Genomic DNA, 16900 nt, shown 5'->3' on the forward strand with positions numbered 1-16900 from the left:
CACGCCGACACAGGCCTGACACACAGGCCGCGCAGCATCCCCGCGCATGAGACTCACGCTGCGCGGAACACGGGTGCTGCTCGCCGCCTGGGCGGCCGGGCTGCTGGAACTGCTGATGCTGCAGCGATCGCGCCTGGGCCCGTGGACGACGCGCTGAGGCCCGGCGCCCCCACGACCCCGCCCGAGCTGGCCCTGCTGGACGCGCTGGTGTCCGCTGCCCGGCCGTATGCACAGGTCACCACCTTCACCGGCGCCGGCCCCCGCGAGGGCAGCGAGGGGCTGCCGGTGCACGCCATCGCGCTGGGCAACCCCGCGCCGCACCTGCCGGGGCTGGGGATCTTCGGCGGCGTGCACGGGCTGGAGCGCATCGGGACGCGCGTGGTGCTGGCCTTCCTGCAGGGCCTGGTGTCGCGCCTGCCCTGGGACGAAACCCTGCGCCTGCAGTTGCAGCGCATGCGCCTGGTGTTCATGCCGCTGGTGAACCCGGGCGGCCTGGTGCTGGGCACGCGCGCCAACCCGCGCGGGGTGGACCTGATGCGCAACGCGCCGCTGGATGCGAGCGAGCCGGTGCCTTTCCTGGTCGGCGGGCAGCGCCTGGGCCCGGGCCTGCCCTGGTACCGGGGCCGCGCCGGCGAGCCCCTGCAGCCGGAGAGCCAGGCGCTGTGCGACACGGTGGAGCGCGAACTGAGCGGCCGCCCGGTGAGCCTGGCGCTGGACTGCCACTCCGGCTTCGGCCAGCGCGACCGGCTGTGGTTCCCCTTCGCCGGGCGGCGCGCGCCCTTCACGCATGCGGCGCAGCTGCACGCGCTCAACGAGATCTTCGAACGCAGCCACGCCCACCATCCCTACGTGGTGGAGCCGCAGAGCCGGCACTACCTGGCCCACGGCGACCTGTGGGACCACCTGGCCCTGCGCGCTCCGCCCGGCCATGTGTTCCTGCCGTTCACGCTGGAGATGGGCTCCTGGCTGTGGGTGAAGAAGAACCCGCGCCAGCTGTTCTCGCGCCACGGCATCTTCAACCCCGTGATCTCGCACCGCGAGACGCGGGTGCTGCGGCGCCACCTGCCGCTGCTGGACTTCCTGATGCGCGCGACGGTGGCGGCGGCCGAGTGGCTGCCCCGCGACCCCCTCGAGCTGGAGCGCCACCGCCGCGCCGCGCACGCCCGCTGGTACGCCGCATGACGACCTGGGTGCTCTTGCGCGGCCTGGCACGGGACAGCCGCCACTGGGGCGATTTCCCGCAGCGGCTGGCGGCCGCGCAGGGCGCTAGCACGCAGGTGCTCACCCCCGACCTGCCCGGCAACGGCCTGCTGCGCAACGCGCGCAGCCCGTGCAGCGTGGCCGGCATGGTGGCGGCGCTGCGCGACGGGCTGGCGCGCGAGGGTGTGCTGGCGCGCGGGCCGGTGCACCTGCTCGGGCTCTCGATGGGCAGCATGGTGGCGATCGAGTGGGCGCGACGCCACCCGGGCGAGCTGGCCTCGGCCGTGCTCGTGAACGGCAGCGCGCGCGGCCTGGGGCCGCCCTGGGCGCGGCTGCGCGCTGCCGCCTGGCCGGTGCTGGCGCGCGCGGCCTGGCCGGGCACGTCCCCTGCGCAGCGCGAGCGGCTGGTGCTGTCGGTGTGCAGCAGCCGGCCCCATGACCCCCACGCGTTGGCTGCGTGGACCCGCATTGCGCAGGCCGGCGTGACGCGGCCGTCCAATGCGCTGCGCCAGCTGCTCGCGGCCGCAGGCTGGCGCCTGCCACCCGCCCCGCCGCCGGTGCCCCTGCTGGTGGTCGCCTGCGCGCAGGACGCGCTGGTGGCGCCGTCCTGTTCGGTGCGGCTGGCGCAGGCCTGGGGGCTGCCGCTGGCGCTGCACCCCACGGCGGGGCATGAGCTGGCCCTGGACGACGCGGCCTGGCTGGCTGAACGGTGCAGCGCGTGGGCGGCCGGCGCACCGGCCCCGGCCGAGGGCGACCTCAGGCCCTGACGGTGGCGACGATGGCCTCGATGCGGCCTTCGACCGGACCCTCGCCGAAGCGCCGCACCAACGCCGCCGCGGCGGCCTGCGTGGCGCGGCCCAGCCCCTGCGGGTCGCGCGCCAGGATCTCGCCGCGCAGGGGCGTGCCCTCGCAGTAGGCGAAGGCGACGGCCTGCGCCGACACGGCACGGCTGGTGAAGGCCACCGTCTCCAGCACGGGCGCCGCCCCGAAGCCCGCGGCCGCGACGTCCTGCGCGATGCGGGCGGGGTCGTGGTAGCCATGCGGCGTGCGCGCCATGAAGCGGGGCGGGTCCTGCGGGTAGAGCGCGGCCAGCGCGTCGGTCACCGCGTCGGCGAATTCGTTGGCTGCGATGGGCCCCCAGGCACTGAAGGCGAACAGCCCGCCCGGGCGCAGCACGCGCCGCGCCTCGGCATAGGCCTGCGGCCGGTCGGGGAAGAACATCACGCCGAACTGGCAGGCCACCGCGTCGAACGCGCCCTCGTCGAAGGGCAGCTGCATCGCGTCCACCTCGCGCCACTGCACCGGGCGCGCGGTGCCTATGCGCGCGGCCTCCTCCAGCATGGCGGGGTTGAGGTCGGTGGCCACCACGCTGGCGGCTGGCGCCAGCATCACCGCGAGCTGCCGCGTCAGCACGCCGGTGCCGGCGGCCAGCTCCAGAACGCGCTGCGGGCCGGCCTGCGCGACGCGCTGCGCGAGGTCCACGGCATAGGGCTCGAAAATGAGCGGCACCATGTGGCGCTCGTAGAACTGGGCCACCGAGCCGGTGAAGGCCGTGTCCGTGCTGGTTGACATGGAGGCTCCCGCGGGATGGGGGCCTTCATTGTCCCGCCCGGGCGGGCCGGGCGCCAGGGGCTGCTCATCCGGCGATGACGATCGCGGCCCATCCCTGAGCGCCCTCCCCCGGAGGTCGGCCTCGGGCTGCACGGCCTGCGCCGGCGCCCCGCACGGCCGGGCTGAACCGCGCGGGCGTCGCCGCGCGCTCAGTCGGCCTGCATGTTGGCGGCCTTGGCCACCGCGCCCAGCCGCGTCTTCTCCTGGGCCAGGAAGCGGCGGAAGTCCTCGCGGCTGCCGCCCTGCGGGTCTATGCCTTGCGGGATGAGCCTGGCGCGAAGCTCGCTGGACTTCAGCGCCTTGTTCACGGCCGCGTTCATCTTGTCCAGGATGGCGTCGGGCGTGCCCTTGGGCGCGAACAGGCCGGCCCAGTGGCCGATCACCAGGTCCTTGTAGCCCAGCTCTTCGGCGGTGGGGATGTCCTGCAGCGCGGCCACGCGGCGGTTCCAGGTCGAGGCCAGCGGACGCAGCTTGCCGCCCTTGATCTGGGGCAGCACCACCGGGCTGGCTTCGGAGGTGGCGTCCACCTGCTTGCCGATCACGGCCACCACGCCCTCGGACCCGCTCTTGTAGGGCACGATGTCCAGCCGGGCGCCGGCCTTGATCTTCAGCATCTCGGCCACGAAGTGCGGCGTGCTGCCGGTGCCCGCGGTCGCGAAGGCCATGGGCTTCTTCTTCGACGCCGCCACCAGCTCCTTCAGGGAGTGGATGGGCGAATCCTGCGGCACCACGATGACGGACGGGCTCACCGCCAGCAGGGCCACCGGCACCAGGTCCTCCTCCTTGTAGGGCATGGACTTCTTGATCATCGCGTTGGTGATCACGCCCGCCGCCGGTGCCAGGAAGGTGTAGCCGTCCGGCGCGGCCTTGGCCACGTACTCGGCGCCGATGACCGAGCCCGCGCCCGGCTTGTTCTCCACCAGGATGGGCTGGCCCAGCTCGCGCGAGGCCGCGTCGGCCACGTAGCGCGCCACCAGGTCGTTGGCGCCGCCCGGGCCGAAGGGCACCACCATGTGGATGGGCCGCGAGGGCCAGGTGTCAGCGTGGGCGAAGGTCGCCGCGAGGATCGCGGCGGCGGTGACGAGTGCGCGCAAGGGTGTCTTCATGAATGTCTCCTGGTGCGCACTATAGGGGCAGTCGGGTGCACCAAGGCGCGGGCCCCCGGGGGGGATTGATGGATGAGCAGGGAACGGCGAGCCGTGCTAGCCTTCGCGGCCATGAAACATCGCTTTACTTTTGCGGCGCTGCTTCTGGCAGGCGCCTGTTCCGCTGGCGCGGCCACGCCCGCCTCCCCCGACTACAGCGGCGTCTACGACTGCAAGGGCGTGGACAAGAGCGAGGGGCCCTATACCGCGACCGTGAACCTGGACGCGGTTCCCGCGCAATCCGAAAACGGCTGGCGCAGCTACAACTTCAAGATGGACGTGCCCGGCTACGGCATCTACCGCGGCCAGGCCGTCTCGCGCGGCAACCAGCTCGCCATCCACTTCGCGCTGGACGACCCGGGCCCCAAGGACTTCGGCACCGGCCTGGCGACGGTCTCCACCCGGGGTGGCCGCACCACCTACACCAAGTTCTACTACGAGCCCGAATTCAAGGGCGGCAACCACGGCACCGAAACCTGCATGCGCCGCTGAGCGCGCGAGGCCGGCCCCTCAGGGCCCCGGCGTGAAACGCGGCTGGCGCACGCCCGCCACCTCGACGCTTTCCGTGAACATGGCGAAGGGCCGCACCCACAGCCCCTGCTCGCCGTACAGCGCACGGTAGAGCACCAGGGGCTCCAGCGTTTCGCTGTGCCGCACGACGCCCAGCACCTCGTACTCGCCACCCTTGTAGTGCCGCCAGCGGCCGGTGGCGAGAGTGGGCAGGGCAGGCAGCTGATCTTGCATGCGCGGCACTGTAGCAGCCGGCCGCCGGACGCCCGTTTTTTGGCCCAAGTCAAGCAAGCCCCACATTCGCGGGCGGCTTTGAGCGGAATCCGGGGCCCGCCGGCGCACACTGCCAGCCGGACCCGCGACGAGGAAAGGCCTTCATGAAAGTGCACACCGACCGCAGCATCCTGGAGGAACTCCAGGACCTGTACGACCTGGCCGTCCGCGAGCACGGACGCCACGCACGGTCCAGCCAGATCATCGGCGAGAGCCTGCAGGCCGAGCAGCGGCGCCTGGGGCAGGGAGCGGCCGATCCCAAGGGCGTGCGCAGCGCCGGGCGGCCCGGCCGCGCGGACCGCGGCGGCCGGCCCTCGGCCTGAGCCTCAGAGCCCCGGGTCCACCTCGCCGGGCGCGAGCGCCTGCGGGCTGCGGCCCTCGCCCGCCTCGCCCAGCAGCCGGTGCACGCCCAGGGCCACGGCGGCGCCCGCGATTTCCGCCAGCACGAAGCCGGGCACGCTCGCCGGCGCGATGCCCGCGAAGCTGTCGCTCCACATGCGGCCGAAGGCCGCGGCCGGGTTCGCGAAGGAGGTCGAGGCGGTGAACCAGTAGGCGGCGCCGATGTAGGCCGCCACCATCGCGGCCGCGCGCGGGCCCGGCGCGCGCAGCACCACCAGCAGCAGGCCGAAGGTGGCCACGCCCTCGGCGAACCACTGGCCCGGCCCGCTGCGCAGCTTGGCCGACACCTGCAGCAGGGGCAGGTCGAACATGGCGTGGGCCATGCACGCCCCCAGCAGCGCGCCGGCGAGCTGGCAGGCGATGTAGGGCAGCAGCAGGCCGGCGGGCAGCTGCCCGCGCCAGGCCATGGCCAGCGAGACGGCCGGGTTGAAATGCGCACCGCCCACCGGCCCGAAGACCTCGATCAGCACGTACAGCCCACCGACCGTGGCCAGGGTGTTGGCCAGCAGCGCGACGGCCGCGTTGCCGCCGGCCAGGCGCTGGGCCATGATGCCGGAGCCTATGACCACGGCCAGCAGCAGGGCCGTGCCCAGCAACTCCGACAGCAGCTTCTGGCGCAGGGTCGCGTTCATGGTCAGGCGGCGCCGATGCGGGCCAGCGCCGACTGCAGCTGGGCGTCGGACAGGGTGTCCAGCGGGAGTTGCAGCAGCTGCAGCATGCGGTAGCCGATGGCCTGGCGCGTGAGCTCGAAGGCCTGCGGCTTGTCCGCCTCGGCCGCCTTCGACGGATCGGGGTAGCCCCAGTGCACCTTCACCGGGCTGCCGGGCCAGCAGGGGCAGGTCTCGGCGGCCGCGCTGTCGCAGACCGTGATCACCACCCGCATCACCGGCGCATCGGCCTGGGCGAACGCCTCCCAGCCCTTGCTGTGCACGCCCTCCGTGGACACACCGGCCCGGGCCAGCGCCTGCAGCGCATGCGGGTTGACGCGGCCGCTGGGCGCGCTGCCGGCACTGAAGGCCTGCACCGGCTTGCCCAGCGCGCGCGCCCAGTGGTTGAGCATGGCTTCGGCCAGCACGCTGCGCGCCGAGTTGTGCGTGCAGAGGATGAGGACGCGGGTGGTGGGGTGCATGGCGGTTCAGCAGGCGCAGTGGGCGGCAGCGGGGGTGACCAGTTCACAGGCCGCGCCGTCGCAGCAGTTCGTGGTGAGGTAGGCCAGCAGCTGGTTCATGTGCGGGATGGCGGCGCGGTAGATGAGGTTGCGGCTGGCGCGCTCCTGCGTCACCAGCCCGGCGTGCGACAGCTCCTTCAGGTGGAAGGAGAGCGAACTCGCGGGGATGCCCAGGCCCTCGGCCATGGTGGAGGGCGTCATGCCGCGCGGCCCGGCGATGACCAGGGCGCGGAACACCTGCAGGCGCACGGGCTGGGCCAGGGCGGCGAGCGACTGGACGACTTCGGATTCCGTCATGCCGGCATTATCCGATACTTCCACGTTCATCGAAATGATTGCTTGCTCCCTAAGCTCGACGGCGGGCATGTGGCCCGGTTCCCGTTTTCACCGGCCAGGGGCAGAATGCAGCGACCCCACCCACAAGGAGCGCGCCATGGCGGAAGCACTGCAGGTCGATTCCGCCATCATCGGCGCCGGGCAGGCCGGCCCGGCGCTCGCCACGGCGCTCGCCCAGCGCGGCGAACAGGTCGCCCTGATCGAAGCCCGGCAGCTGGGCGGCACCTGCGTGAACAACGGCTGCACGCCCACCAAGACGCTGCGCAAGAGCGCGCGGGTCGCGCACATGGCGCGGCGTGCACACGAGTTCGGCATCGAGGTGGGCGAGGTGCGGGTCGACTTCGCGGCCGCGATGGACCGCATGCAGGCCCGCGTGGACGCGGCGCGCAGTGGCCTGGAGGCCTGGGTCGCGGGCACGCCGGGGCTGACGCTGGTCAGGGGCTGGGGCGGTTTCGTGGGCGGCCGTGAAGGCGCTTTCGCGCTGCAAGTCGGCGAACGCAGGGTGCACGCGAAGCGGGTCTACCTCAACACCGGCACGCGCCCCTTCGTGCCGCCCATCCCGGGCCTGGCCGAGGTGCCGCACCTCACGAACGAGACCCTGCTGCAGCTGCGCAGCCTGCCCCGGCACCTGCTCATCATCGGCGGCAGCTACATCGGCCTGGAGATGGGGCAGATCTTCCGCCGGCTCGGCGCCGAGGTGACCGTCATCGAGACCGCGCCACGCATCACCGCGCGCGAGGACGAGGACGTCACTGCCGCGGTCACCGGGCTGCTGCAGGCCGAGGGCCTGCGCATCGTCACCGGGCAGCCGGTGGCCAAGGTCGAACGCGCCGGCGATGGCGTGGCGCTGACCGTGGGCAGCGAGCGCATCGAGGGCTCGCACCTGCTGGTGGCCACCGGCCGCCTGCCCAACACCGAGAAGCTGCAGCTGAAGGCCGTGGGTGTGGAGACCGATGCGCGCGGCTTCGTGCCGACCAACGGGCGGCTGGAGACGAACGTCCCCGGCATCTGGGCCCTGGGCGACATCAACAAGCGCGGCGCCTTCACGCACACCAGCTACCACGACCACGAGATCGTGCTGGCCAACCACGACGGCGGCCAGCGCAGCGCCGACGACAGGACGATGTGCTACGCCATGTTCACCGACCCGCCGCTGGGGCGGGTGGGGATGTCCGAGGCCGAGGCGCGGGCCTCGGGGCGGCGCGTGCGCATGGCCACCTTCCAGATGAAGAACGTGAGCCGGGCCAAGGAAGAGAGCGAGACCGAAGGGCTGGTGAAGCTGCTGGTGGACGCCGACACCGACCGCTTCCTCGGCTTCGCCATGCTCGGCATCGGGGCCGACGAGATCCTGCACGTCTTCACCAACTTCATGGCCGCGGGCGGCACCGCGCGCACCATGAAGGAAGCCCTGCCGGCGCACCCCACGGTGGCGGAGTTCCTGCCCACCATCCTGGGGCAGCTCAAGCCGCTGGCCTGAGCGGGGGCACAACGCGGCGGTGCGGCGCCCTAGGCCTTGAGCGAAGCCTGCCAGGCGGCGATCGCGGGCAACAGCACCTCGCGGCGGGCCAGGCTCTCGGCCGGCCAGTACGCCTCGCGCTCGTAGTAGTCCTCCACCGCTGGCGTGCCTGGCGGCAGCAGCACCCAGGGCTGGCGGGAGCGGGTGAAGATGTGGATGTCCGGCGGCAGCAGGTCCGGGTTGTCCAGCGTGCCCACGCGCACGAAGGCCACCGCCGGGCCCGAGCCCGCGTAGTGGCTCCAGAGCGCGACCTGGCATCGAGGGCAGCGCGCGATGCGCTGGCCCAGGCCGCTCTCGGAGGGCGTGTCCACGAACGCCGGCGTGCCGGCCAGCGTGAGGACGCGGTCGGCCTCGATCATGGCGTTGAGCGCGAATGACGCGCCCGACTCGCGCTGGCACCAGCGGCAGTGGCAGCAGTGCACGAACAGCGGCGCACTCGCCAGGCGGTAGCGCACCGCCTGGCAGGCGCAGCCGCCTTCGGCGGCGAACGATCCGGCATGGGCCATGTGGGTTCCCCCGGGAACTGGACGACAGCCGGATTGTCACGCCCTTGCGCCCGGCCGCGGGCGCCGCTACAAATCGGGCATGCGTGCCGTCCTGCTCTGCCTTCTCCTCGCCCTGGTCCTTCCCACGGCCCGGGCCCAGGCCCCGGCGACGCTGCAGCAGGCGGCGCAGGCCGCGCCCGACCTGCAGTACCCGCGCGAGAGCAGCACGTTCTCGCTGTTCACCAGCCCGGAGATGGCGCTGTACAAGCCCGAGGGCACCGGCCCCTTCCCGGCGCTGGTGCTCATGCACCAGTGCGGCGGGCTGCGCAACCCGCGCAGCAACTGGCAGAACCTCGCCGTGCTGCAGTGGGCGCGGGAGGGCGTGGCGCACGGGTATGTGGTCCTGGTGGTGGACAGCCTGGGGCCGCGCAATGCGGCCACGGTCTGCCTGGGCCCCTCGAACGGGGTGAACTTCCCGCGCGGCGTGCGCGACGCGCTGATGGCGGGCCGGCACCTGGCCAGCTTGCCCTATGTGGATGCACAGCGCATCGGCGTGGCGGGCTTCTCCTGGGGCGCCATGGTCAGCGTGCTGGCCAGCAGCCCGTCCTGGGCCCAGCCCCTGGCCGAAGACGGCTTCCGCTTCCGCGCCGCCGCCGCCCTGTACCCGGGCTGCTTCACCGTGCGGCCGCGAGACGGCCGGCCCTACGAGATCCTCAACCCGGACATCGACAGGCCTTTGCTGATGCTGATGGGGGGCCAGGACACCGAGACGCCCGCGGCGGATTGCGCGTCCCGGCTGGAGGCGATGCCGGCCGCGCCCGTCACCCGCCATCTCTACCCGGACGCGACCCACTGCTGGGACTGCAAGAACCTGAACAACTTCAGCAAGGTGGACGTGCGCGGCTCGCAGGTGGTCTACCACTACAGCGAGGAGACGACGCACGACAGCGAAACCCGGGTCTTCGAGTTCTTCGCCCGGCAGATGCCGCCCGCACGCTGATCGCCACGCCGCGGGCGCCCCCACGCCTGCGCGGGCCCACAGCGATCGCGGACAATCCCGGGCATGTCGTATGAAGGGCTTGCACGCCGGACACTGATGGGCCTGGCCCTGGTCGCCGCCATCTCCTGCCAGCACGCCGCCGTGGCGGCGGCGCAGCCGCCTGCGCAGGCGGCCAGCGCGCCCGCGGCCCCGCGCGGACCCGCGCCCTCGCCCGCGCCCCTCCACACGCCCTACTGGCTGGAGCGCACCTCCTTCTTCGACCGCTTCGCGGCCCCGGCCGATGTGGTGATGGCGGGCGACTCGCTCACCGACGGCGCCGAATGGGCCGAGATGTTCCCCGGGCTTCGCATCGTCAACCGCGGCATCGACGGCGACACCACGCGCGGCCTGCTGGAGCGGGTGGACGGCCTGCTCGCGCCGCACCCCACCCGCGTCTTCCTCATGGCCGGCATCAACGACTTCGCGGAGGACCACCGCAGCGTGGACGCCGTGTTCGCGGATTACCGCCGCCTGGTGGACCGGCTGCGCCAGGGCGGCGCCCAGGTGGTGGTGCAGTCCACCCTGCCCTGCAACGCGGCCAAGGCGGCCTGGAAATCCTGCCGCAGCCTGTTGCCCCGCATCCGGCAGCTCAACGCCCGGCTGGCGACGCTCGCCCAGGACGGCGTGCAGTTCGTGTCGCTGGCCGCGCTGGCCGCGCCAGACGGCGGCCTGCGCAGCGAGTTCACCTTCGACGGCGTGCACCTGAACGGCCGTGGCTACCAGCTCTGGAAAGAGGCCATCGCGCCGCTGATGCCATGAACGCGGGCCTGAACCTCGTGCGCTTCTTCCTGGCGGCGAACGTGGTCGCGTTCCACCTCTGGAATGCGGCCGCGCCCGGCGCCGGGCCCATCGCCGTCATCGGCTTCTTCTTCACCAGCGGCTTCCTCATCACGCAGGTGGTGCAGGAGGTCTACGCGCAGCCGCGCAAGATCGGCGCCTTCGTGCTGAACCGCTCGCTGCGCATCTTCCCCCAGTATTTCGCGGCCCTGGGCCTGGGCCTGCTCGTGATCCGCGCCTACCCCGGCGTGGCCTACCACATCAACACCTACCTGCGATGGCCCGCCACGCCGGCCGAGTGGGTGCCGCAGCTCACGGTGTTCGGCCTGATCGACGCCCACGTGCGCGTGCTGCCGGCCACCTGGACCCTGGGTACCGAGCTGTACTTCTACCTGCTGATCGGCCTGCTCACGGGCCGCTCGCGCTGGACGGCCCTGGCCCTGGCCGTGGTCAGCATCCCGGTGGGGGCGCTGTGCGCGCTGGGCAAGCTGCCCTTTCCCTTCTACGGCAGCGCCATGGGCAACGGCTTCGTGCTGGCCCTGGGCTCGCTGGCCTACTTCCACCGGCAGGCGATCCGCGTCGGCTGGCCGGGCTTCGTGCTGGCGCTGCTCGCCTGGCTGGCCAACCTGTACCTGGTGCCCGGCCTGGAGCAGAGCGACCTGGACCCGGTCAACCTCACGGCCAGCGTGCTGCCCTTCGCGGCCATCCTGCTGTTCCTGGTGCAGCACCCGCTGCCGCGCACGAGCCGCCTGGCGCCCCTGTTCGACACCCTGGGCAAGCTGGCCTACCCGCTGTTCCTGCTGCACTGGACGGTCTCGGTGGTGCTGAGCGCCCTGTTCTTCGACGGGCAGGCGAGCTTCGACGCCACGGACCTGCTGCACGGCGGCGAATACTTCGCCGCCATGTTCGCCGGCGCGCTGGCCTGCTCGGTCGGCTTCTACCTGCTCATCGACCGGCCGATCGAGCACCTGCGGCGCCGGGTGCGCGGCCGCGCCGCCGCCTGAGCGGCCCTGCGCAGCGGCCCGCCGCGCTCACTGCGCCTTGTCGGGCCGCGTCGCTTCGCGCAGCATGCCGCCCGACTGCGAGCTGCCGGTGGTGCTGGACGGGGCCTGCATGCGCTGCATGCAGGCCTCGCGGTCGGCGCCCTCGTGCGCCGCGCAGCGAGCCAGGCGGTTGCGCGCGAGTTCGTCCGTGCCGGGGCTGGACAGCCCGCCGTGGCGGGATTCGTCAAGGGCGGCGCCGGCCTCCTTCAGGCAGGTCGCCCGGTCCTGGTTCGAGCTGCCGTGCATGCAGGCCGCGCGCTCGCGGTCGTAGCGGGACGAGGCCTCGGTGGCGCCGGCATGCGCGGTCGCGGCCGCGAGCAGCAGGAACGCGAAGCAGGCCGCCAGCACGGGAGTGGTGGCGGCGTGGCGGCGCCAGGGCGCTGCGGAATAGGGGATGGAACGGGTCATGGGAAACACCTCGGGCAGTCGTCGATGGGGAATGGGCCGGCTTCGGGACCCCGGGGCTTCAGGGCTTCCGGCTGCCGTAGGCCAGCAGGGCCGCGCCGGCCAGCACGCCCAGCACGCCGAACCAGATCGGGATGGGCACGCGCTTGTCCTCGCGCACCTTGAGTTCGATTGGCCCGAGCTTGGCGACCTCTGTGTCCTGCGTGTAGCTGAAGCCGCCCCAGAGCAGCGCGGCCGCACTGGCGAGGATGAGCACGACGCCCGCGAGACGGACGCCGTTCATCAATGGTCCAGCAGGAGTTGCAGGACCACGCCGGTGGCGATGGCGACGAGCAGGTAGTCGGTGTCCTCAAGGTGGGAGACCCCAGGGTCCGCGAGGGCCCCCAGGGCGCGGCCCGACCCGCGCGAGGGCAATGCGCCCGTGCGAGCGGCGTCCACTTCAGTCGTCCTTCTGGATGCGCATGCGGCTGTGGACCGAGGACACGCCCTCGGTGGCGTGCGCGATCGAGATCGCGCGGTCGGCCTCCGCCTGGCTGCGGACCTTGCCGCTCAGCACCACGGCGCCGCGGCCATGGGTGTCGACGCGCACGCGGGCCAGGCTGCCCAGCTTCTCTTCGGCGAGCTGGGCCTTGATCTTCGTGGTGATGACGGAATCCTTGACGAAGACCTTGGGCTGGGTGCGGTCGGTGTCCGAGCCCGCGCTGTCGGCAGCGGAGGCGGCAAAGGGCGCGAGCAGGCTGGCGGCGATGACGAGGGCGGGTGCGATTTTTGATTTCATGATGTTCTTTCGGGGTCGACAGGACCTGCACGCATCCTGCGCCTTCCCGCGCCCTGCGTCTGTGCGCTGGCGCGCATTGCACGGCCGCGTTCTAGAATGATCCGCAAGGTCGTGTCACCGGCCGGGGAGCCTTCCAGGTGTTCAACATCGGTGTTCAGGTGGGCAGCCGCTACATCCTCGTCGTGCTGAGCGGCGAGGCGGGTGCCCTCGAGATCCAGTCCATGAACGTGTTCGTGGCCGACCTGCTGACGCGCACCGGCCGGCGCCGCGTGCTGCTGGACAGCCTGGCCTTCACGCCTGCGCTGGCCCAAGGCGCGGGCGATGCCGCCCGGCGCGCCATCATCGAACACATGGCGACCACCCTGCCGCAGCTCGAACGCGTGGCGGTGCTGGTGCAGGACGACCAGCGCCGCGGCTTCGTGCGCGGTGCGGCGCAGGCGCGTCACTTCGAGGCCGCCGAATTCACCGACATCGTCGCCGCCGAGGCCTGGCTGCAGGGCGACGCACCCCCGCCCCACCCATGAAGCATCCCTCCCCCTGGCCCGGCAAGATCGTCGCGCTGCTGCGCGCGGGCAACCCGGCCGCGGCCATCGCCCAGATCCGGGTCGCGCCCAGCGTGAAGGAGCTGCGCGCGCTGCAGAAGGCCATGGCCGACGCGACGCTCGCCGGGCGCTGGCCCGACGTGGACATGGCCATCGCGGAAAGCCTGGCCGCGCTGAGCGCGCCGCGCCTGCACCGCTCGCCCTGAGGGGCGGCGCACGCCCCGGGCGCCGGGCCGCGCTAGGCCCGCACCTCGATGTGGTACAGGCCCCAGGGGCAAGCGGCGAAGCGCTGGTCCACGGGCTTGGCCGCCATCTCCGGCACGGCGTCGGCCTCGTAGACCATCCACAACGGGCCCAGGCCGCCCAGGGCCATGGGCCGTCCGTCCAGGTGCGTGGCGACGATGAAGCCCAGGCGCAGCGCCTCCTGCCGCGCGATGGTGGGGGCGTAGCCGTCCACGGCGCGCAGCGTGAGCTGGCCGCCCGCGGTGCCGCAGGCCGCGAGCACGCTGGCCAGCCGCGGCCCGGCGAGGCGGTGCCGCTGACCGTCGTATTCCAGCGTGGGGCGGATGGCGGACTGGGGCAGCCGCAGCAGGTCGGCGAAGCTGAAGGCACGCGCCTTGTCGAAGGCGAGTTGCTGCTTGGCCATCATCTGGTCGCGCAGCGGGTCCAGCGGACCGCGGTTGGGGTGGGCCATCTCGCCGGTGACGGTGAGCAGCACGGGGCCGGCGGCCGCCGCCGTGCGGGCGCGCGCCACGGCCGCCGCGGGCAGCAGGGCGGCGCTGCCGGTGAAGGCGCCCAGGAATTCGCGTTTCTTCATCGTAGGGTCCTTGGAGGCCGGGTGGTCGGGGTGCCGGCAGCGCTCGGTCGGCACGCGAGGGCGGCACGGGGCGCAGCTTAGCGCCGGGCCCGGGCGCGGATCTCCCCGCGCTGCACAGGCCCTGCTGCGCCTGGGGCCGGCGGCTCGGCGCGGGGCCGTGCTACCGTCTGGGCCGACCCGACTTCCAGGAGCTTCCATGCCGCGTTCCATCCTCGACGAATCGTCCATCCACAGCGCCATCCGCAGCGAGATCGCGGGTTGGAACCATGCCATCGTCGACGAGGTGAAGGCCGCCGTGGCCGCCCACCCCGTGGTCGTGGTCGGCATGCGGCAGAACCCTTTCCCGCCCAAGGCGCGCAAGGCGCTGGGGGCGGTCGGCCAGCCCTACAAGTACCTGGAGTACGGCAGCTACTTCCAGATGTGGCGGCCGCGCACGGCGCTGAAGATGTGGACCGGCTGGCCCACCTTCCCGATGGTGTTCGTGAAAGGCGTGCTGGTGGGCGGTGCCAGCGAACTGCAGGCGCTGATCGACAGCGGGGAGCTCAAGCGCATGCTGGATGCCCGCTGAAATGCGGCGCCTGCTTCTTCCCCTGCTCCTGGCGACCGGCATGGCGAGCGCATCCCCCCCCACGCAGGCCGCGGTCCTCGTCCATGCCGCCGGCAGCCTGCGCGAGGCCTTCACCGGGATCGCGCAGCGCTGGGAGCAGCAGGGCGGCGAGCCCGTCATCCTCAGCTTCGGCGCCTCGGGCCTGTTGCGCGAACGCCTGCAGAAGGGCGAGCCGGCCATGGTCTTCGCCTCGGCCGACACGGAGCACCCGGCCCGGCTGGCGGCCACGGGCGCCTGGACCACGCCCCAGGTGTTCGCGCGCAATGCCTTGTGCGCGCTCGCCGCACCGGGGCTCGCGCTGGACCCCGACACGCTGCTGGCGGCCATGCTGCGGCCCGGGCTGCGGCTGGGCACGTCCACGCCCCTGGCCGACCCGTCCGGCGACTATGCCTGGGAGGTCTTCCGCAAGGCCGAGCGCCTGCAGCCGGGGGCCTACGCGGTGCTGGAGGGCAAGGCGCTGAAGCTCACCGGCGCCGCGGACTCGCCCCGCCCCCCGGCGGGCCGCACGGCCTACACCTGGTTGATGGAGACACGGCAGGCCGACCTGTTCCTGACCTACTGCACCAACGCGGCCGCGAGCCAGCGCGAGCTGCCGGTGCTGGGGGTGGTGCAGCTGCCCGCTGGTTTGCAGGTCGGGGCGGCCTACGCGCTCACGGTGCGCGCGGACGCGCCCGAGGCGGCCCGCGCATTCGCGGCCTTCGTCCTGGGCCCGCAGGGGCAGGACGTGCTGCGCAGCGCAGGCTTCAAGGCGCCCGGCCCCTGAGGCTGCGATGCTCGCCGCGGCCGGCGAGGCCGCTGACCGCGCGCCACGCCACGGGGGCAGCGCCCGCGAATACTGCTGCCGCGCAGTCCCGGCTCAGGCCGGATGACCGGCCATCAGCTCGGACTTGCGGGCCTGCAGCTGCTGCGCCAGGCCGACCAGGTCCATGGACTGGCTGGCGCGGGCCTCGGGGAACATCTTGGTGCGTTCGTCCTCGACGTGGTCCTTGATCGCGGCCTCCAGCTTCTGCATGGTCGCGTCATCGGGGCGGCCGGCGCGCTCCAGCGTGTCGATCATGGACAGGGCCTCGTCGTGCTCGTGCCGGGACTCGTCCACGAGCTTGTTGTCGCGGGTGGCCTGCTGGAAGGCCGGGTAGAAGATCTCGTTCTCGATCTGGATGTGCACGCGCAATGCATTGCACAGGCGCTCGGTCAATGCCAGTTTGCGCGAATCGTCCCGCTCGGACCGGTAGGACTGGAACATCTGCTCCGCTTCCTTGTGGTCCTGGTCGAGTAGGGTGCATGCGTCTTGCTGTGCCATCGGGCGCTCCTTGTGGTGAAGCGACACACGCTACGCGCGCCGCGCGTCATGCGGGCGAGGCGTTTGCGCCGGACGGGGTAGGCGGGGACTGACGTGGAGCGCGGCCGCAGCGCGCCCATGGCTGCGCAACCGCGCCTCACCGGGATACCTTGGCGGCGAGGTAGCCCGCGTGGCTGATCGCGATGAGCGCGACCAGGCTCACGCTCAGGCCCGGGAACTTCGTGCCGAGCTGATGCGCCGGCGTGCTGAAGAAGAAGGGGATGAACTCGGCGGCGTAGGCCAGCAGCACCAGCAGCGTGAAGACCAGCAACTGCAGCCGGGCCACGTCGACATGCGCCGCATTCACCACCTGCTCGCCGGTGATCAGGTCGGACCAGGTGGCGGCGGCTGCCGTGCGGTTCGCGTAGAGGCTGCCCAGGTGTGAGACCTCGTCCACCGGGGTGCCCTGCAGGGCGAGCAGCTGTTGCGGGGGCTCCAGCCTTGCGGTGTCGGCGGGCGCGCCCGCCCGGGCCTTGAGCAGGGCGCCCGAGCCGACCAGGGAGAGCGTGCTCACGCCCAGCAGCACCCACAGACCGAAGTCGACATCGATGGCCAGCGCATCCGGCAGGCCGGCGAAGAGCCGCACCCAGGCCACGGCAAGCAGCGAGGACAGCACCAGCGCCATCCAGGCGAGCAGCTGGAAGCGCGAGAGCGACATCACGTTGCGCTCGTCGATGAGCACCCCCATCCAGCGGCCTGTCACGGACTGCCCCGCGGCGGCCAGGCAGAGCACCATGCCCGCCAGCGCCGCGATCCACACCAGCGCCGGGCTCCCCTTCAGGGCGAGAAGGCTCATCGCGCTCAAGGTGGCGCCCACCGTCGCCGGGGCGAGCCAGACGGGATACAGCGCGGGTTGCGGGGGCACGGGGGCACCGCCCGGGGCCGCCGCGCCAGGCTGCGCAACGGGGAG

The 16900-nt window shown here is 72.7% G+C and carries 26 protein-coding genes; 12 read left to right on the top strand and 14 right to left on the bottom strand.

The features are described from left to right. Positions 1–141: 141 nt before the first annotated feature. Positions 142–1182 carry a M14 family zinc carboxypeptidase gene (locus IM725_RS13625; RefSeq protein ID WP_287067755.1) on the top strand — a complete coding sequence of 347 codons (1041 nt, stop codon included), beginning with the start codon at positions 142–144 and terminating at the stop codon, positions 1180–1182. Further along, positions 1179–1967, top strand: coding sequence for an alpha/beta fold hydrolase (locus tag IM725_RS13630; protein ID WP_193781151.1), 789 nt, complete (start codon positions 1179–1181; stop codon positions 1965–1967). The genes IM725_RS13625 and IM725_RS13630 overlap by 4 nt, the downstream gene beginning before the upstream one ends. Here the strand turns inward: IM725_RS13630 and IM725_RS13635 are convergent. Both IM725_RS13635 and IM725_RS13640 read right to left on the bottom strand, forming a co-directional pair. Further along, positions 1957–2772 carry a class I SAM-dependent methyltransferase gene (locus tag IM725_RS13635; RefSeq protein ID WP_193781152.1) on the bottom strand — a complete coding sequence of 272 codons (816 nt, stop codon included), beginning with the start codon at positions 2770–2772 and terminating at the stop codon, positions 1957–1959. The two genes, IM725_RS13630 and IM725_RS13635, sit on opposite strands and share 11 nt — an antisense overlap. Before the next feature lie 188 nt (positions 2773–2960). Then, positions 2961–3917: a tripartite tricarboxylate transporter substrate binding protein gene (locus tag IM725_RS13640; protein ID WP_193781153.1), complete on the bottom strand. Its 957-nt coding sequence runs from the start codon at positions 3915–3917 to the stop codon at positions 2961–2963. A gap of 111 nt (positions 3918–4028) precedes the next feature. On the opposite strand from IM725_RS13640, the gene IM725_RS13645 reads away from it, so the two are divergent. Then, positions 4029–4448 (top strand): hypothetical protein, encoded by a 420-nt coding sequence (locus tag IM725_RS13645; RefSeq protein WP_193781154.1) that lies wholly within the window; start codon positions 4029–4031, stop codon positions 4446–4448. An 18-nt stretch (positions 4449–4466) separates the two neighbouring features. Here the strand turns inward: IM725_RS13645 and IM725_RS13650 are convergent, their stop codons facing one another. After that, positions 4467–4700 carry a DUF1653 domain-containing protein gene (locus IM725_RS13650; protein ID WP_193781155.1) on the bottom strand — a complete coding sequence of 78 codons (234 nt, stop codon included), beginning with the start codon at positions 4698–4700 and terminating at the stop codon, positions 4467–4469. Between the two features lie 143 nt (positions 4701–4843). Between IM725_RS13650 and IM725_RS13655 the strand changes: the two genes are divergently transcribed. Next, entirely contained in the window at positions 4844–5062 is a 219-nt protein-coding gene (locus tag IM725_RS13655; protein ID WP_193781156.1) for a hypothetical protein, read from the top strand. Between the two features lie 3 nt (positions 5063–5065). Here the strand turns inward: IM725_RS13655 and IM725_RS13660 are convergent, their stop codons facing one another. The 3 genes from IM725_RS13660 to IM725_RS13670 are packed head-to-tail and all read right to left on the bottom strand — an operon-like array spanning position 5066 to position 6603. After that, on the bottom strand, positions 5066–5770 hold the full coding sequence (locus tag IM725_RS13660; RefSeq protein ID WP_193781157.1) for an aquaporin: 705 nt from the start codon (positions 5768–5770) through the stop codon (positions 5066–5068). A 2-nt stretch (positions 5771–5772) separates the two neighbouring features. After that, entirely contained in the window at positions 5773–6267 is a 495-nt protein-coding gene (locus IM725_RS13665; protein ID WP_193781158.1) for an arsenate reductase ArsC, read from the bottom strand. Between the two features lie 6 nt (positions 6268–6273). Continuing rightward, on the bottom strand, positions 6274–6603 hold the full coding sequence (locus tag IM725_RS13670) for an ArsR/SmtB family transcription factor (protein ID WP_193781159.1): 330 nt from the start codon (positions 6601–6603) through the stop codon (positions 6274–6276). Between the two features lie 136 nt (positions 6604–6739). On the opposite strand from IM725_RS13670, the gene IM725_RS13675 reads away from it, so the two are divergent. Continuing rightward, entirely contained in the window at positions 6740–8119 is a 1380-nt protein-coding gene (locus IM725_RS13675; RefSeq protein WP_193781160.1) for a mercuric reductase, read from the top strand. 29 nt (positions 8120–8148) lie between these two features. Here IM725_RS13675 and IM725_RS13680 read toward each other — a convergent pair whose 3' ends face one another. Next, positions 8149–8664, bottom strand: coding sequence for a GFA family protein (locus IM725_RS13680; protein ID WP_193781161.1), 516 nt, complete (start codon positions 8662–8664; stop codon positions 8149–8151). A gap of 79 nt (positions 8665–8743) precedes the next feature. On the opposite strand from IM725_RS13680, the gene IM725_RS13685 reads away from it, so the two are divergent. The 3 genes from IM725_RS13685 to IM725_RS13695 all read left to right on the top strand — a co-directional run bounded on the left by IM725_RS13685 (position 8744) and on the right by IM725_RS13695 (position 11463). Next, positions 8744–9643 (top strand): dienelactone hydrolase family protein, encoded by a 900-nt coding sequence (locus IM725_RS13685; RefSeq protein WP_193781162.1) that lies wholly within the window; start codon positions 8744–8746, stop codon positions 9641–9643. A 63-nt stretch (positions 9644–9706) separates the two neighbouring features. Next, a complete protein-coding gene (locus IM725_RS13690) occupies positions 9707–10441 on the top strand; it encodes a GDSL-type esterase/lipase family protein (protein ID WP_193781163.1) in 735 nt (244 codons plus the stop codon). Continuing rightward, positions 10438–11463, top strand: a complete 1026-nt coding sequence (locus tag IM725_RS13695) for an acyltransferase family protein (protein WP_193781164.1) — start codon at positions 10438–10440, stop codon at positions 11461–11463. Before IM725_RS13690 ends, IM725_RS13695 begins: the two co-directional genes overlap by 4 nt. 27 nt (positions 11464–11490) lie before the next feature. Here the strand turns inward: IM725_RS13695 and IM725_RS13700 are convergent, their stop codons facing one another. The 4 genes from IM725_RS13700 to IM725_RS13710 are packed head-to-tail and all read right to left on the bottom strand — an operon-like array spanning position 11491 to position 12685. Further along, a complete protein-coding gene (locus tag IM725_RS13700; RefSeq protein ID WP_193781165.1) occupies positions 11491–11910 on the bottom strand; it encodes a hypothetical protein in 420 nt (139 codons plus the stop codon). A 58-nt stretch (positions 11911–11968) separates the two neighbouring features. Then, positions 11969–12190 (bottom strand): hypothetical protein, encoded by a 222-nt coding sequence (locus IM725_RS13705; protein ID WP_193781166.1) that lies wholly within the window; start codon positions 12188–12190, stop codon positions 11969–11971. Beyond that, on the bottom strand, positions 12190–12321 hold the full coding sequence (locus IM725_RS20435) for an RcnB family protein (protein ID WP_227753804.1): 132 nt from the start codon (positions 12319–12321) through the stop codon (positions 12190–12192). Before IM725_RS20435 ends, IM725_RS13705 begins: the two co-directional genes overlap by 1 nt. A gap of 25 nt (positions 12322–12346) precedes the next feature. After that, entirely contained in the window at positions 12347–12685 is a 339-nt protein-coding gene (locus IM725_RS13710) for a BON domain-containing protein (protein WP_193781167.1), read from the bottom strand. A gap of 137 nt (positions 12686–12822) precedes the next feature. Between IM725_RS13710 and IM725_RS13715 the strand changes: the two genes are divergently transcribed. Together IM725_RS13715 and IM725_RS13720 are read left to right on the top strand one after the other, a co-directional pair. Continuing rightward, positions 12823–13209, top strand: coding sequence for a hypothetical protein (locus tag IM725_RS13715; RefSeq protein ID WP_193781168.1), 387 nt, complete (start codon positions 12823–12825; stop codon positions 13207–13209). Further along, a complete protein-coding gene (locus IM725_RS13720; protein ID WP_193781169.1) occupies positions 13206–13433 on the top strand; it encodes a hypothetical protein in 228 nt (75 codons plus the stop codon). Before IM725_RS13715 ends, IM725_RS13720 begins: the two co-directional genes overlap by 4 nt. A gap of 32 nt (positions 13434–13465) precedes the next feature. On the opposite strand, the gene IM725_RS13725 is transcribed toward IM725_RS13720, so the two are convergent. Next, entirely contained in the window at positions 13466–14044 is a 579-nt protein-coding gene (locus tag IM725_RS13725) for a molybdopterin-dependent oxidoreductase (RefSeq protein WP_193781171.1), read from the bottom strand. Between the two features lie 196 nt (positions 14045–14240). On the opposite strand from IM725_RS13725, the gene IM725_RS13730 reads away from it, so the two are divergent. Both IM725_RS13730 and IM725_RS13735 read left to right on the top strand, forming a co-directional pair. Continuing rightward, the gene (locus tag IM725_RS13730; RefSeq protein WP_193781172.1) at positions 14241–14612 is read left to right on the top strand and encodes a glutaredoxin family protein; all 372 of its coding nucleotides are present in this window, start codon (positions 14241–14243) and stop codon (positions 14610–14612) included. A 40-nt stretch (positions 14613–14652) separates the two neighbouring features. Then, a complete protein-coding gene (locus tag IM725_RS13735; RefSeq protein ID WP_407692525.1) occupies positions 14653–15414 on the top strand; it encodes a molybdate ABC transporter substrate-binding protein in 762 nt (253 codons plus the stop codon). 93 nt (positions 15415–15507) lie between these two features. Here IM725_RS13735 and IM725_RS13740 read toward each other — a convergent pair whose 3' ends face one another. Both IM725_RS13740 and IM725_RS13745 read right to left on the bottom strand, forming a co-directional pair. Next, complete coding sequence (locus IM725_RS13740; RefSeq protein WP_193781176.1) at positions 15508–15951, bottom strand: hemerythrin domain-containing protein; 444 nt, start codon at positions 15949–15951, stop codon at positions 15508–15510. Between the two features lie 136 nt (positions 15952–16087). After that, a partial coding sequence (locus IM725_RS13745; protein WP_227753806.1) for a hypothetical protein occupies positions 16088–16900 on the bottom strand: 813 nt, incomplete at its 5' end.

It is taken from the genome of Ramlibacter aquaticus (genome assembly GCF_015159745.1).
GTDB lineage: Bacteria > Pseudomonadota > Gammaproteobacteria > Burkholderiales > Burkholderiaceae_C > Ramlibacter > Ramlibacter aquaticus.